This is a genomic window from Lysobacter sp. 22409 (genome assembly GCF_052045105.1).
GTDB classification, from domain to species: domain Bacteria; phylum Pseudomonadota; class Gammaproteobacteria; order Xanthomonadales; family Xanthomonadaceae; genus Lysobacter; species Lysobacter antibioticus_B.
In genome coordinates this window covers 1-15,110 of the sequence record NZ_JBQEOE010000069.1, presented here as the reverse complement: position 1 = coordinate 15,110, position 15,110 = coordinate 1, and the positions used below count along the sequence as shown (strand labels likewise).

8 protein-coding genes, 2 tRNA genes and 3 rRNA genes are annotated in these 15,110 nt (G+C 62.3%); 9 read left to right on the top strand and 4 right to left on the bottom strand.

Going from position 1 to position 15,110, the window contains the following annotated elements:
* Positions 1-188: 188 nt before the first annotated feature.
* The gene (locus ACTJJK_RS22125) at positions 189-1,766 is read right to left on the bottom strand and encodes a M20/M25/M40 family metallo-hydrolase (RefSeq protein WP_440731267.1); all 1,578 of its coding nucleotides are present in this window, start codon (positions 1,764-1,766) and stop codon (positions 189-191) included.
* Positions 1,767-2,074: 308 nt separating this feature from the next.
* Between ACTJJK_RS22125 and ACTJJK_RS22120 the strand changes: the two genes are divergently transcribed.
* The 3 genes from ACTJJK_RS22120 to ACTJJK_RS22110 all read left to right on the top strand — a co-directional run bounded on the left by ACTJJK_RS22120 (position 2,075) and on the right by ACTJJK_RS22110 (position 5,965).
* Entirely contained in the window at positions 2,075-3,295 is a 1,221-nt protein-coding gene (locus tag ACTJJK_RS22120; protein ID WP_031374063.1) for an acetylornithine/succinyldiaminopimelate transaminase, read from the top strand.
* Positions 3,296-3,318: 23 nt separating this feature from the next.
* Complete coding sequence (locus tag ACTJJK_RS22115) at positions 3,319-3,738, top strand: HIT family protein (protein WP_031374064.1); 420 nt, start codon at positions 3,319-3,321, stop codon at positions 3,736-3,738.
* 121 nt (positions 3,739-3,859) lie between these two features.
* Complete coding sequence (locus tag ACTJJK_RS22110) at positions 3,860-5,965, top strand: TonB-dependent siderophore receptor (RefSeq protein ID WP_440731266.1); 2,106 nt, start codon at positions 3,860-3,862, stop codon at positions 5,963-5,965.
* A gap of 164 nt (positions 5,966-6,129) precedes the next feature.
* On the opposite strand, the gene hemL is transcribed toward ACTJJK_RS22110, so the two are convergent.
* Positions 6,130-7,413: a glutamate-1-semialdehyde 2,1-aminomutase gene (gene hemL, locus ACTJJK_RS22105; protein WP_440731265.1), complete on the bottom strand. Its 1,284-nt coding sequence runs from the start codon at positions 7,411-7,413 to the stop codon at positions 6,130-6,132.
* On the bottom strand, positions 7,406-8,044 hold the full coding sequence (gene thiE, locus ACTJJK_RS22100; protein WP_440731264.1) for a thiamine phosphate synthase: 639 nt from the start codon (positions 8,042-8,044) through the stop codon (positions 7,406-7,408). Before thiE ends, hemL begins: the two co-directional genes overlap by 8 nt.
* 68 nt (positions 8,045-8,112) lie before the next feature.
* Between thiE and ACTJJK_RS22095 the strand changes: the two genes are divergently transcribed.
* Complete coding sequence (locus tag ACTJJK_RS22095; protein ID WP_031374068.1) at positions 8,113-8,304, top strand: rubredoxin; 192 nt, start codon at positions 8,113-8,115, stop codon at positions 8,302-8,304.
* A 152-nt stretch (positions 8,305-8,456) separates the two neighbouring features.
* Here ACTJJK_RS22095 and ACTJJK_RS22090 read toward each other — a convergent pair whose 3' ends face one another.
* Positions 8,457-8,900: a DUF192 domain-containing protein gene (locus ACTJJK_RS22090; RefSeq protein WP_440731263.1), complete on the bottom strand. Its 444-nt coding sequence runs from the start codon at positions 8,898-8,900 to the stop codon at positions 8,457-8,459.
* A gap of 675 nt (positions 8,901-9,575) precedes the next feature.
* Between ACTJJK_RS22090 and ACTJJK_RS22085 the strand changes: the two genes are divergently transcribed.
* The 5 genes from ACTJJK_RS22085 (at position 9,576) to rrf (ending at position 14,799) form a co-directional block, all read left to right on the top strand.
* A 16S ribosomal RNA gene (locus tag ACTJJK_RS22085) occupies positions 9,576-11,120 on the top strand.
* A 106-nt stretch (positions 11,121-11,226) separates the two neighbouring features.
* A tRNA-Ala gene (locus tag ACTJJK_RS22080) sits at positions 11,227-11,302 on the top strand.
* Positions 11,303-11,334: 32 nt separating this feature from the next.
* A tRNA-Ile gene (locus ACTJJK_RS22075) sits at positions 11,335-11,411 on the top strand.
* A gap of 234 nt (positions 11,412-11,645) precedes the next feature.
* Positions 11,646-14,513, top strand: a 23S ribosomal RNA gene (locus tag ACTJJK_RS22070).
* Positions 14,514-14,684: 171 nt separating this feature from the next.
* Positions 14,685-14,799, top strand: a 5S ribosomal RNA gene (gene rrf / locus ACTJJK_RS22065).
* Together the 16S, 23S and 5S rRNA genes with 2 tRNA genes alongside form the textbook arrangement of a ribosomal RNA operon.
* Positions 14,800-15,110 lie beyond the last annotated feature (311 nt).

Sequence of the window (15,110 nt, the reverse complement as noted above, 5' to 3'; positions counted from 1 at the left end):
CGGGACATCCCTGTCCCGATGAAAAACGGCGCGCATCCCTGCGCGCCGCCCTTCGGGTCTTCGATTGCCTTCGCTAGTGCCAAGCTGCGCACAGCAACAGCAACAGCAACAGCAACATCTTCACAGCAACGGCAACGGCAGACCATCGCTGCCTCGGGCTCCCGTGCGAAGCCACCCGACTCACTACTTCACTTCGGTTGCTTCAACGCATCAGCCAGCGAATACAACAGATCGACATAGAACTGTTCGGCCTGCACCAGGCCGGCGATCTTCGAGCCCTTCAGGGGTTCGATCACCATGTATTCGTTCGGCGCATGGGCGCCGCTACCGTGGCCCAGGCCGCCAGCGATCATCGGCAGGCCCAGGGTCTGGGTGAAGACGTAGTAGGGGGCGCTGCCGCCGATGCGCGGGGCGACCGGCGGGGCGAAGCCGTGCTTGCGGTAGGTGCCGATCGCGGCGCGCGTCAACGGGGCTTCGACCGAGGTCTGCGCCGGCGGGTAGCCGGACAGCTTGCGGATCTCGATGTCGTCGAAGCCCTTGGCGTCGAGTTGTTTGCGGATCAGTGCCACGGCTTCGTCGGGGGTCTGGTCGGGCACCAGGCGCGAATCGACCTTGGCCACGGCGCGGTGCGGCAGGATGGTCTTGACGCCTTCGCCTGTGTAGCCCGCGACCAGGCCGTCGATGTTGAGGGTGGTGTCGAACAATTCCGCGGCGCTGGCGTCGCGGTCGTTGCGGCCGTTCTTCCAGCGCGCCGCGGCGAAAGCATCGAGTTGCTTCTGGGTGTCGCCGGCGCGCTTGGCTACCAGGCCGTTGAACAAACGCTGTTCTTCGACGTTCGGTGCGCGGATAGCATCGCGATAGCCGGGCACGGCGATCTCGCCGTCGGGCGTGGTCAATGTCGCCAGGGCCTGCACCAGGCGCCAGCTCGGCGAGTCGAGCTTGGCCGCGAGCGAGCCGTGCACCTCGCTTTTCTGCGGGCCGCCGGTCTTGGCATTGCCCTTGGCTTCCAGCTCGAGGTAGAGGATGCCTTTCACTCCGAGGAACATCGAGGCTTCGCCGTCGCGGTCCTGGGTGTTCATCGGGAAGAACACGCCGTCGGCCTTGCGCAGTTGCGCCTCGTATTTGGCGACGACTTCGGGGTAATGCGGCGAGCCCAGTTCTTCCTCGCCTTCGGCCAGCACGATCAGGTTCACCGGCGGTTTTCCGCGCACCTGGATCACTGCGTCGAGCGCATTGAGGAAGGCGCGTTGCGGGCCCTTCTGGTTGGTCGCGCCGCGCGCCATCAGCACCTTGCCGAGCTTGGGGTCGTCGACGAGGGCGCCGTCGAAGGCGTCGACCTTCCAGCCGGTGGGTTCGATCGGCTGCACGTCGTACATCATGTAGACCACCAGTGTGTGTTCGGCGCCGGCCTCGTAATAGCCGTAGACACCGGGGTGGCCGGAGGTCGGCACCAGCGCGGTATCGCGGAAGCCGAGCGCCTGCAGGTCGCCGCGCAGCAGTTCGGCCATGGCGTCGATGCCCTTGTCCTGGGCGCTGATCGAGGGCTGCCTGACCCAGCGCTGCAACTGGGCGAGGTCGGCCGCACGCTGTTTTTCCAGGTGCGCATAGACATCGGCGTAGTCGCCGGTGAAGGCGGGCACCGAGGCGGCATCGAAGGCGGCGGTTTCGGTGATCGCGATCTTAGGCGGCGCGGCGCCGGCCTGGGCCAGGACCACGGCGAGCACGGCGGGAAGCAGGCGAACGGTGCGGCTACGGCGTGAACTCATGACGTTTCCTCATCGAAGAAGAACATGGAATGTCCGGCGACGCGCCATCGCAGCGCCGACGCGTCGGTCAGGGTCGGCGCGAACCGCGCGGGAGGGAAGTGCCGCGAGCGTGTCGGGGTGCCGCGATCGGCGCCTTCGGCACCGCGACGGAGATGGCCCGGCGCGGCCGGCGCCAGTCCGTCGGCGGTTCGATCCGGCCGGCGCGCAGCCGCCGAACGCCCGCGCGGTCTTGCCCCCGCGCCGCTGCAGCCGCCGGCACGATGCGCGACAATGTCGGTTCTTCTTCCTCGATCGCGACCGCCGCCCGCATGGATACCGCCTCGCTCTACGCCCTCTCCGAGCGCTATTACCTGCCCGTCTACCGCCCGCGCCGGATCGTGCTCGATCACGGCAAGGGCTCGCGCGTGTGGGACCTGGACGGGCGCGAGTACGTCGACTTCGGCGCCGGCATCGCGGTCAACGCGCTCGGCCATGCGCATCCGGCGCTGATCCAGGCGCTGACCGAACAGGCCGGCAAGCTCTGGCATACCAGCAACGTGTTCATCAGCGAGCCGCCGCTGCGCCTGGCCGAGCAGCTCGTGTCCGCCGCCGGTTTCGCCGAACGCGTGTTCCTGTGCAACTCCGGCGCCGAAGCCAACGAGGCGGCGATCAAGCTCGCGCGCAAGTGGGCGACCGCGCAGGGCCGCGAGCCCGAGCGCCGGGTGATCCTGAGTTTCCGCGGCAGCTTTCACGGCCGCACCCTGGCCGCGGTCACCGCGACCGCGCAGCCGAAGTACCACGAAGGTTTCGAGCCGCTGCCGCCGGGCTTCCGCTACAGCGATTTCAACGATCTGGCCGCGGCCGAAGCGGCGATGGCCGCGGGCGACGTCTGCGCGGTGCTGGTCGAACCGGTCCAGGGCGAGGGCGGGGTAACGCCGGCCACGCAGGAGTTCCTGAGCGGTCTGCGAGATCTGTGCGACCGCCACGAAGCGCTGTTGATCCTCGACGAGATCCAGTGCGGCATGGGCCGCAGCGGGCGTCTGTTCGCCTGCCACGGCTACGAGGTCGTGCCCGACGTGGTGACGCTGGCCAAGGCACTCGGCAGCGGTTTTCCGATCGGCGCCATGCTGGTCGGGCCGAAGGCCGCGCAGTCGATGCAGTTCGGCGCCCACGGCACCACCTTTGGCGGCAATCCGTTGGCCGCGGCGGTCGCGGGCGCTGCGTTGCGCGAGTTGAACTCGCCGCAGCTGATGGCCAACGTCGAACGCCAGGCGCAGGCGATCCGTGCCGGCCTCGCCGCGCTCGACAGCGAACTCGGCTTGTTCTCCGAAGTGCGCGGACGCGGCCTGATGATCGGCGCGCAGTTGCGTCCCGAACACGCCGGCAAGGCCGGCGAGATCCTCGACCGCTGCATCGAGCACGGCCTGCTGGTGTTGCAGGCCGGGCCGGACGTGCTGCGTTTCGTGCCCGCGCTGAACATCGGCGACGAAGACGTTGCCGACGGGCTCGCGCGCCTGCGCGCTGCCTTGCTGCAGTTCCTCGGGCGCTGAGCCGGGCGCTGACTTTGGGCGCGATGAGCGATTGCATCTTCTGCGCCATCCTCGCCGGCCGCGCGCCGGCGAGCCGGGTGTACGAGGACGAGGTCGCGGTGGCCTTCATGGACTTGCGCCAGGCGGTCGAAGGCCATGTCCTGGTGGTGCCGCGCCGGCACATCGAGGACATCTACGCCCTCGACGAAGCCACCGCCGGCCATCTGATGGCGATCGCGGTGCGCATCGCCAAGGCCCTGGCGGCGCAAGACCGGCCCGCCGGGCTCAATCTGTGGCAATCCAACGGCGAGGCCGGCGGCCAGGAAGTGCCGCACGTGCATCTGCACGTGCAGCCGCGCCGCGAGCACGACGGCATCTTGCGCCTGTACCGAGACGGCTTGCCGGCACCTGCCGATCGCGCCGTGCTGGACCGGTTGGCCGAGCGCATCGCCCGCTATCTCTAGCGCTTACCTCATGGAAACCGCGCCGGTATCGCCTTCGCAGGCGCTCCGGTAGGGGCAGGTCTTTACGGTTCTTCACTAAACGATAATAATTCTCGTTTGCTTTAGACCCCGGAGTCCCCGCATGCCCTGCAGCCGTCACGTCCCGGCGCCCCTCGCCCTGGCCATTGGTTTTTGCCTGAGCTTTCCGGCCCTGGCCGAAGGCCCGGATGCCGCCGCCGACCAAGCCAAGACGCTCGACCACATCGTCGTCCAAGGCGCGTCCATCGGCTACAAGGCCGGCAGCGCCAGCACCGCGACCAAGACCGACACGCCGATCTCGGAGACTCCGCAAGCGATCACCGTGGTTACCCGCGAGCGCATGACCGACCAGGGCGCCTTGAACGTGCAGGACGCATTGAACTACGCCGCCGGCGTGCGCTCGGACGCGTACGGCCTGGACTCGCGCGGCGATTGGACCTTGATCCGCGGCAGCTCGCCGCAAGAATATCTCGACGGCCTGCGCAGCAACTTCAACTACTACACCAGCTCCGCGCGCACCGATCCCTACATGCTCGAGCGCATCGAAGTGTTGCGCGGCCCGTCCTCGATGCTGTTCGGGCAGGGCAGCACGGCCGGCGTGATCAATTTGGTCAGCAAGCGTCCGCAGGCGCAGGCGCAGCGCGAAATCGGCGTGCAACTGGGCAGCTTCGACCGCCGCCAGGTCAACGCCGACTTTACCGGGCCCCTGACCGCCGACGGCACCTGGCTGTATCGCATCGTCGGCGTCTACCGCGACAGCGAAACCCAGGTCGACCACGTCGACGACGACCGCCGCCTGATCGCCCCCTCGCTGACCTGGAAGCCGAGCGAAGACACCTCGCTGACGCTGCAACTGCGCTGGCAGCAGGACCGCACCGGTTCGACTTCGCAGTTCTTCGGCTGGAGCGGCCTGTTGGCGCCGAACCCGAACGGGCGCGTCCCGGCCAACCGCTTCATCGGCAATCCCGGCGATCATTACGACACCGATCGCACCAGTGCGGGCTGGCTGTTCGAGCATCGTTTCAACGACAACTGGACCGTCCGCCAGTCGTTCCGCGCCGCGCGCAACAAGGTCGATTACGCCAGCCTTTACGGCGATCCCTTCAGCGCGCCGCTGAATCCCTTCATCGATGCCGAGCAACGCGTCATCAATCGCGAAGGTTGGTTCGCCCACAACCGGGTGCGGATGCAGAACCTCGATCAGCACGTCGAAGGCCGCTTCAAGACCGGCGCGATCGAGCATCAGATGCTGCTCGGCCTGGACGCAGTGCGATTCAAGCAGGAGGAAGCGCAACTGTTCGACGGCTCGCCCTCGCGCGGCGGCACGGTGCCGCCGATCGACATCTACCGCCCCGTCTACACGCCGTACACGCCGCCGCCGTTCGGCCCGGCGGTGAAGAGCAGCCAGCGCCAGGTCGGCGCGTATCTGCAGGACCAGATGCGCATCGGCGATCACTGGATCGTCGTCGCCGGCCTGCGCCACGATCGCGCCAAGAGCGGGCTGGTCGGCGCCGCCGACGAGACCTCCAATGCCACTACCAAGCGCCTGGGCGTGATGTTCCACGACTGGGCCGGCTGGTCGCCGTATGTGAGTTACAGCGAGTCCTTCACCCCGGTGGCCGGCACCAATGCCCTCACCGGCGTGCGCTACAAGCCGCAGAAGGGCGAGCAGATCGAAGCCGGCCTCAAGTTCGAGCCGGCCGGCCGCGATCTGAGTTTCAGCGCCGCAACCTATGAATTGCGCGAAGAGAACCGCTTGGTGCCCGATCCGGCCAACCACAACACCAATGTGCAGGCCGGCAAGACCAAGGTCAGCGGGTTCGAGCTCGAACTCACCGGCAGGGTGACTTCCAGCTTCGACATCACCGCGCACTACAACTATCTCGACAACGACAAGCAGCTCGAAGCCACGCCGCGCCACCAGGCGGCGGTGTGGGGCAAGCAGCGTTTCAGCATCAGGGGGCGCGACGGTTTCGCCGCCGGTTTGGGCCTGCGTTACATGAGCGCGTTCGACAGTTTGCCGGCGCCGACCACGCCTTCGGTGACGCTGGCCGACGCGATGGTGTCGTTCGACACCGGCGCATGGCGCTGGGCGCTTAACGTCAACAACCTGACCGACAAGCGCTATTTCAGCATCTGCATGGGCCGCGGCGACTGCTGGTTCGGCGCCCGGCGCAACATCGGCCTGAGCGCTACGTTTACCTTCTAATCGCCATGAAGAACAAAAGGCCGGCGAATTCGCCGGCCTTTTGTTTGCGCGTTCGCGGCGGCGAATGGCACTAACCGCAACTCGCCCACATCCCGTGCCGTTCCCCCCTTTTAAGAAGGGGGGCAGGGGGGATTTGCTCTTGCCTCAGCCCGCGAGCGGACGCCTTACAACGTAGCGAACGTCGCCCGCGCCGCTTCGATGGTCTCGGCGATTTCCGCCTCGCCGTGCGCACTCGACACGAAGCCGGCCTCGAACGCCGATGGCGCCAGATACACGCCGCGTTCGAGCATGCCGTGGAAGAAACGGTTGAAGCGCTGGGTGTCCGAGCCGAGGGCATCGGCGAAGCTTTCGACCGGACCTTCGCGGAAATACAGGCCGAACATGCCCGGCGCACGGGTGGTGTGGAAGGCGATTCCAGCGGCTTTCGCCGCGCTTTCCAGACCATCGCAGAGCGCATGGGTGCTGCGTTCCAGGGCATCGTGGAAGCCCGGCGCCTGGATCAGCTCCAGGGTCGCCAGGCCCGCAGCCATTGCGACCGGATTGCCGCTGAGCGTACCGGCCTGATAGATCGGGCCGCTCGGCGCGACTTGGCTCATCAGGTCGCGGCGACCGCCGTAGGCGCCGACCGGCATGCCGCCGCCGATGATCTTGCCGAAGGTGCTCAGGTCCGGAACGATGCCGTAACGCTGCTGCGCGCCGCCGAGCGCGACGCGGAAGCCGGTCATGACTTCGTCGAAGATCAACAGCGCGCCGTGCTTCGTGCACAGCTCGCGCAGATGCTGCAGATAGCCCTCGCGCGGCAGGATGCAGTTGGCGTTGCCGACGATCGGCTCGATGATCAAGCCGGCGATCTCGTCGCCGACTTCGTCGAACAGGGCGGTCGCGGCGTCGAAGTCGTTATAGGGCAGGGTCAGGGTCAGGTCGGCCAGTGCCGACGGCACGCCCGGCGAGTTCGGCAGGCCCAGGGTCAGTGCGCCGCTGCCGGCCTTGACCAGGAAGCTGTCGCCGTGGCCGTGATAGCAACCCTCGAACTTGACGATGCGGCTGCGCCCGGTCGCGCCGCGCGCCACCCGGATTGCCGACAACGTCGCTTCGGTGCCCGAATTGACCATGCGCACCATCTCGCAGCTCGGCACGATGCGGGTGATCGCCTCGGCCATCGTCACCTCGAGCGCGTTAGGCACGCCGAAACTGAGACCGTGACGCATGGTCTCGGCGACCGCGGCCAACACCTGCGGATGCGCATGACCGGCGATCATCGGGCCCCAGGAGCCGACGTAGTCGATATAGCGGTTGCCGTCGACGTCGTACAGATGAGCGCCTTGGGCGCGTTCGGCGAAGAACGGTTCGCCGCCGACCGACTTGAAGGCGCGCACCGGCGAATTGACGCCGCCGGGCAGCAGTTCGGAGGCGCGGGTGAACAGCTCGTGGGAGCGGGTGTTATTCATGGGGGGCTTCTTCGAAACAGGAAAGGTAGGCGCGCACCGCAGCGGCCGGGTCGGGCGCATCGAACACGCCGCTGATGACCGCCAGCAAATCGGCGCCGGCATCGACGAGCGAGCGCGCATTGTCCGGGGTGATGCCGCCGATGGCCACCCGCGGCAGGTTCAGCGCCGCCGCCTGCGTCAGCAACTGCGGCGAGGCCCGCCGCGCATGCGGTTTGGTCGGCGAGGGGAAGAAGGCGCCGAAAGCGACGTAGCCGGCGCCCTGGGCGGCGGCGCTGCGGGCGAGTTCGATATCGTCGTAACAAGAGGCGCCGAGGATCGCATCGGGGCCGAGCGCGGCGCGGGCCGCGCTGAGTTGGCCGTCGTCTTCGCCCAGGTGCGCGCCGTCGGCGCCGATTTCGGCGGCCAAACGCCAGTCGTCGTTGACGATCAGCGGCACGCGATGGCGCCGGCATATCGCCAGCAGGGCCAAGGCCTGCTGCCGGCGCAGGGCGTCGTCGGCGGACTTGTTCCGGTATTGCAGCCACTGGGCCCCGGCGGCCAACACGGCGTCGACCCGGGCCGACAAACGACCGGTGTCGGCTTCGTCGGGCGTGATCGCGTACAGGCCGCGGCGCGGCCAAGGAGAATTCATGCGTCGGCTTCCGTCGGGGAGGGCGGGGTGTGACAATGCGCGTCCCGCAATCCCCGCATTATCCGCCCATGTCCGAGATCGCCGCGACCACCGCCTACCGCACCTGGATGTGCGTCGTGTGCGGCTTCATTTACGACGAAGCCCAGGGGCTGCCGGAAGAGGGCCTGGCCCCGGGAACGCGCTGGGCGGACGTGCCGGACACCTGGACCTGCCCGGATTGCGGGGTGACCAAGGACGATTTCGAGATGATGGAAGTCTGAAGCGCCGCTGCGCGGGCGTTTCGTCCCGGCGGATGGCCGGCTCCGGCCGGTTTGGCTCGCTTCTTGGGTGTCTTTCCCTGCGTGAAGGCGCCCGACATAGGTATCCCGCATCGCGGGGCCTGCCCAGGCCGGCGTGATCCCACCGCCCGTCTTTATTGGATCCCCGGCCCGAACTGCAGCGCGGCACCGTCGCGCAGGTTCAATTGAGCCGCCTGGCCGGCATTGAGCTCGAGCACATACTTCGCCGGCGCATCGCTCGGATACGGCGGGCAGGCATCGCCGGCCGAGCACGGCGGCACGTCGCGGCGTTGCGACACCAGCCGCCCGCGGGCATCGAAGTAGAGGATGTCGAGAGGGATCCGGGTGTTCTTCATCCAGTAGGCCAGCGCCTGTTCGCCGTCGTGGACGAACACCATGCCCCGGTCGGCGGCCATCTCGTCGCGGAACATCAGCCCGCGCGCCCTGGATTCATCGTCGGCGGCGACTTCCACCGTATAGCGGCGACCAGCGAGTTCGACCCAGGATTCGCCGTCATTGGATGCGCAGCCTGAGAGGAGCAGGCCCAGGCAAACGATCGCTGCACGTAGCGTCGACATAGCGCTCATCCCTGCGGTTAGAGAATGCCTCGAACATCATCGAAGCGGCCGGCGCGCGTCAATGCGAGCGCTGTGAAATTCTTTTCGTGATCCTCTTCCCAATGCGTATTCATGTATGCATAATGCGCGGCCCCGCTGACCGGATGTATCGATTGGCGGGGACGCGCAGAAAGGGCGGTTTCGACAGGTGTTGACGGTCTGAAACATTGCTGTAAGATGCGCGGCCCGCTGACCGGTTTGTGAGGTTGGCGGTGCGCAGAAAATGGCGGTTTCGATAAGTGTTGACGAGTCGAAAACATGCTGTAAGATGCGCGGCCCGGTGAGACGGAAGCTTCGGAAAACGAAGCGGACGACGAGTCGGGAAGCAGCAAAAAAGTTTCGCGGACAGGTGTTGACGTTCACGAAAACTGCTGTATAGTGTGCGGCTCGCTCGGGCACTTCGGTGACGAGCACGAAACAAGGCGCTGAGGCCGGTTTCGACGATCTTTGACAGTGTGCGCAGGTGACTTGTGCGGGCGTCTGGCGGGTGGATGATTGTCCATCTTGCAGACGTTCGTAACAGAGTCCAAATGATTGAAGAAAGCATGCAAATGCGAGTAATTGAGTAATGAGGGCCTGGGGCGAAGTCTGCACTCAAAGCATTGATGAAAGCCGCAAGGCTGGAATCGAAACATTTAAGTGAAGAGTTTGATCCTGGCTCAGAGTGAACGCTGGCGGCAGGCCTAACACATGCAAGTCGAACGGCAGCACAGAGGAGCTTGCTCCTTGGGTGGCGAGTGGCGGACGGGTGAGGAATACGTCGGAATCTGCCTATTTGTGGGGGATAACGTAGGGAAACTTACGCTAATACCGCATACGACCTACGGGTGAAAGCGGAGGACCTTCGGGCTTCGCGCAGATAGATGAGCCGACGTCGGATTAGCTAGTTGGCGGGGTAAAGGCCCACCAAGGCGACGATCCGTAGCTGGTCTGAGAGGATGATCAGCCACACTGGAACTGAGACACGGTCCAGACTCCTACGGGAGGCAGCAGTGGGGAATATTGGACAATGGGCGCAAGCCTGATCCAGCCATGCCGCGTGTGTGAAGAAGGCCTTCGGGTTGTAAAGCACTTTTGTCCGGAAAGAAAAGCTTCGGGTTAATACCCCGAGGTCATGACGGTACCGGAAGAATAAGCACCGGCTAACTTCGTGCCAGCAGCCGCGGTAATACGAAGGGTGCAAGCGTTACTCGGAATTACTGGGCGTAAAGCGTGCGTAGGTGGTTTGTTAAGTCTGATGTGAAAGCCCTGGGCTCAACCTGGGAATGGCATTGGAAACTGGCTTACTAGAGTGCGGTAGAGGGTAGTGGAATTCCCGGTGTAGCAGTGAAATGCGTAGATATCGGGAGGAACATCTGTGGCGAAGGCGACTACCTGGACCAGCACTGACACTGAGGCACGAAAGCGTGGGGAGCAAACAGGATTAGATACCCTGGTAGTCCACGCCCTAAACGATGCGAACTGGATGTTGGGAGCAACTTGGCTCTCAGTATCGAAGCTAACGCGTTAAGTTCGCCGCCTGGGAAGTACGGTCGCAAGACTGAAACTCAAAGGAATTGACGGGGGCCCGCACAAGCGGTGGAGTATGTGGTTTAATTCGATGCAACGCGAAGAACCTTACCTGGTCTTGACATCCACGGAACTTTCCAGAGATGGATTGGTGCCTTCGGGAACCGTGAGACAGGTGCTGCATGGCTGTCGTCAGCTCGTGTCGTGAGATGTTGGGTTAAGTCCCGCAACGAGCGCAACCCTTGTCCTTAGTTGCCAGCACGTAATGGTGGGAACTCTAAGGAGACCGCCGGTGACAAACCGGAGGAAGGTGGGGATGACGTCAAGTCATCATGGCCCTTACGACCAGGGCTACACACGTACTACAATGGTAGGGACAGAGGGCTGCAAACCCGCGAGGGCAAGCCAATCCCAGAAACCCTATCTCAGTCCGGATCGGAGTCTGCAACTCGACTCCGTGAAGTCGGAATCGCTAGTAATCGCAGATCAGCATTGCTGCGGTGAATACGTTCCCGGGCCTTGTACACACCGCCCGTCACACCATGGGAGTTTGTTGCACCAGAAGCAGGTAGCTTAACCTTCGGGAGGGCGCTTGCCACGGTGTGGCCGATGACTGGGGTGAAGTCGTAACAAGGTAGCCGTATCGGAAGGTGCGGCTGGATCACCTCCTTTAGAGACAAAAAGACAGTTAATTGCCTGTCCAGACGTCCGCACAAGTGACCTGCATTTCAGAGTTCCCGATCGCCTTGGGGTGATCGAGGAGTCGTCCCGTTTCGATGGGGCTTTAGCTCAGCTGGGAGAGCACCTGCTTTGCAAGCAGGGGGTCGTCGGTTCGATCCCGACAAGCTCCACCACCTAGCCAGTAAGTAGTCCTTAGGGACGAATTGGGTCTGTAGCTCAGGTGGTTAGAGCGCACCCCTGATAAGGGTGAGGCCGGTGGTTCGAGTCCTCCCAGACCCACCACCCTGGCGAAAGCTGGAGCGAGACAAAACTCTGAACTGCGCACACATAAAGATTTGAAACTTCGAAGGCGCTGAAGCCTTTGAAGTGTTCTTTGAAAAACTGGAATGTAGCGAGCGTTTTGAGACGGAATGTCCAAACGTGTCGTGAGGCTAAGGCGGGGCCCAAGAGGCCCTAACATTTGAAGTTGTTGATTTGTTCGTAAATCAATAATCCTGAGGCAACTTGGGGTTATATGGTCAAGCGAATAAGCGCACACGGTGGATGCCTTGGCGGTCAGAGGCGATGAAGGACGTGACAGCCTGCGAAAAGCGCGGGGGAGCTGGCAATAAGCATTGATCCCGCGATGTCCGAATGGGGAAACCCACCTAGCAATAGGTATCCTGCAGTGAATACATAGCTGCTGGAAGCGAACCCGGAGAACTGAAATATCTAAGTACCCGGAGGAAAAGAAATCAACCGAGATTCCCTAAGTAGTGACGAGCGAACGGGGACTAGCCCTTAAGTTGCATCAGCTTCAGCAAAACGAGTTGGAAAGCTCGGCCATAGAAGGTGACAGCCCTGTATGCGAAGGGGCTGATGCGATGAAATCGAGTAGGGCGGGGCACGAGAAACCCTGTCTGAACATGGGGGGACCATCCTCCAAGGCTAAATACTCCTGACCGACCGATAGTGAACCAGTACCGTGAGGGAAAGGCGAAAAGAACCCTGGTGAAGGGAGTGAAATAGACCCTGAAACCGTGTGCGTACAAGCAGTAGGAGCTCCGCAAGGAGTGACTGCGTACCTTTTGTATAATGGGTCAGCGACTTACTGTTCGTGGCAAGCTTAACCGTATAGGGGAGGCGAAGGGAAACCGAGTCTGATAAGGGCGCATAGTCGCGGGCAGTAGACCCGAAACCGGGTGATCTAGTCATGCCCAGGGTGAAGGTTGAGTAACATCAACTGGAGGCCCGAACCCACTCCCGTTGCAAAGGTAGGGGATGAGGTGTGATTAGGAGTGAAAAGCTAATCGAACCCGGAGATAGCTGGTTCTCCTCGAAAGCTATTTAGGTAGCGCCTCGGACGAATACTACTGGGGGTAGAGCACTGTTATGGCTAGGGGGTCATTGCGACTTACCAAACCATGGCAAACTCCGAATACCAGTACGTACTATCCGGGAGACACACGGCGGGTGCTAACGTCCGTCGTGAAAAGGGAAACAACCCAGACCCACAGCTAAGGTCCCAAATTTATCGCTAAGTGGTGAACGATGTGGAAAGGCACAGACAGCCAGGAGGTTGGCTTAGAAGCAGCCACCCTTTAAAGAAAGCGTAATAGCTCACTGGTCGAGTCGGTCTGCGCGGAAGATTTAACGGGGCTAAGCGATAAACCGAAGCTTGGGGTGCATCACTTTGTGATGCGCGGTAGAGGAGCGTTCCGTAAGCCGTTGAAGGTGGATTGAGAAGTCCGCTGGAGGTATCGGAAGTGCGAATGCTGACATGAGTAACGATAATGCGGGTGAAAAGCCCGCACGCCGAAAGCCCAAGGTTTCCTTGCGCAACGTTAATCGACGCAGGGTGAGTCGGCCCCTAAGGCGAGGCAGAAATGCGTAGTCGATGGGAAGCAGGTTAATATTCCTGCACCTCGCGTAAGTGCGATGGAGGGACGGAGAAGGTTAAGCAGGCCAGGCGTTGGTTGTCCTGGTGAGAGAGTTGAGGCGGTCCCCTTAGGCAAATCCGGGGGGGCAACGTTGAGACTAAGGACCGGTCCTTTTGGACTAGGCTGCTGATATCACGCTTCCAGGAAAAGCTCCTAAGCTTCAGCTTACGCAGACCGTACCGTAAACCGACACAGGTGGGCAGGATGAGAATTCTAAGGCGCTTGAGAGAACTCGGGTGAAGGAACTAGGCAAAATAGCACCGTAACTTCGGGAGAAGGTGCGCCCTTTCTGGTGAATAGCTGGGAGGGGCCGCAGTGACCAGGCCGCTGCGACTGTTTATCAAAAACACAGCACTCTGCAAACACGAAAGTGGACGTATAGGGTGTGACGCCTGCCCGGTGCTGGAAGGTTAATTGATGGGGTCAGCCGCAAGGCGAAGCTCTTGATCGAAGCCCCAGTAAACGGCGGCCGTAACTATAACGGTCCTAAGGTAGCGAAATTCCTTGTCGGGTAAGTTCCGACCTGCACGAATGGCGTAACGACAGCGGCGCTGTCTCCACCCGAGACTCAGTGAAATTGAAATCGCTGTGAAGATGCAGCGTTCCCGCGGCAAGACGGAAAGACCCCGTGAACCTTTACTATAGCTTTACACTGAACGTTGAGTTCGTCTGTGTAGGATAGGTGGGAGGCTATGAAACCATGGCGCTAGCTGTGGTGGAGCCATCCTTGAAATACCACCCTGTCGTGCTTGACGTTCTAACCTAGGCCCGTAATCCGGGTCGGGGACCGTGTATGGTGGGTAGTTTGACTGGGGCGGTCTCCTCCCAAAGTGTAACGGAGGAGCACGAAGGTACGCTCAGCGCGGTCGGACATCGCGCACTGTGTGCAAAGGCATAAGCGTGCTTGACTGCAAGATCGACGGATCAAGCAGGTACGAAAGTAGGTCTTAGTGATCCGGTGGTTCTGTATGGAAGGGCCATCGCTCAACGGATAAAAGGTACTCCGGGGATAACAGGCTGATACCGCCCAAGAGTTCATATCGACGGCGGTGTTTGGCACCTCGATGTCGGCTCATCACATCCTGGGGCTGTAGTCGGTCCCAAGGGTATGGCTGTTCGCCATTTAAAGTGGTACGCGAGCTGGGTTCAGAACGTCGTGAGACAGTTCGGTCCCTATCTGTCGTGGGCGTTGGAGATTTGAGAGGGGCTGCTCCTAGTACGAGAGGACCGGAGTGGACGAACCTCTGGTGTTCCGGTTGTCACGCCAGTGGCACTGCCGGGTAGCTATGTTCGGAAGCGATAACCGCTGAAAGCATCTAAGCGGGAAGCGCGCCTCAAGATGAGATCTCCCGGGACTTTAAGTCCCCTAAAGGAACCATCAAGACTAGGTGGTTGATAGGCAGGGTGTGTAAGTGCGGCAACGCATTGAGCTAACCTGTACTAATGATCCGTGTGGCTTGACCATATAACCTCAAGTTGCCTTGGCTTCATTGACACGTTCAAGACGTTTCTTCCAAATACTGTTCGCTACATTCCAACTTATTCGCCGATGACGGAGTCCATCCCGTCTGAAGCAACCCAACGAGAGCGTGTGCGCTACTTCAATACACCGAAGCCTGCGACCCTCCACCCTCTCCCTGGTGATAATAGCTGTGTGGAACCACCCGATCCCATCCCGAACTCGGAAGTGAAACGCACATGCGCCGATGGTAGTGTGGCCTAAGCCATGCAAGAGTAGGTCATCGCCAGGGGCTTTACCCTAAAACGCCGCAACCATCAGGTTGCGGCGTTTTTCTTTGTGCGCGTTTTAGCGACTTCATACCCTGCACTTAATCCCAGGCCATTAACTCCAGCGCCTGTTTCGATTCCGGACCTTAATCGCCGCCGCCGCCTCCGTAGGAGCGACGTCCGTCGCGACCCCGAGACCCGCCGAAACAACAACGCCGACACCGTCCATCCAAGCGGCGTCCTGTCGCAGGGTAGGAGCGGCGCGGGCCGCGACCACGTCCTGCCGGCCTATGGCGTTCCCTTGAAGCAAGTGCAGAGCTTCCGCCCGCTAACG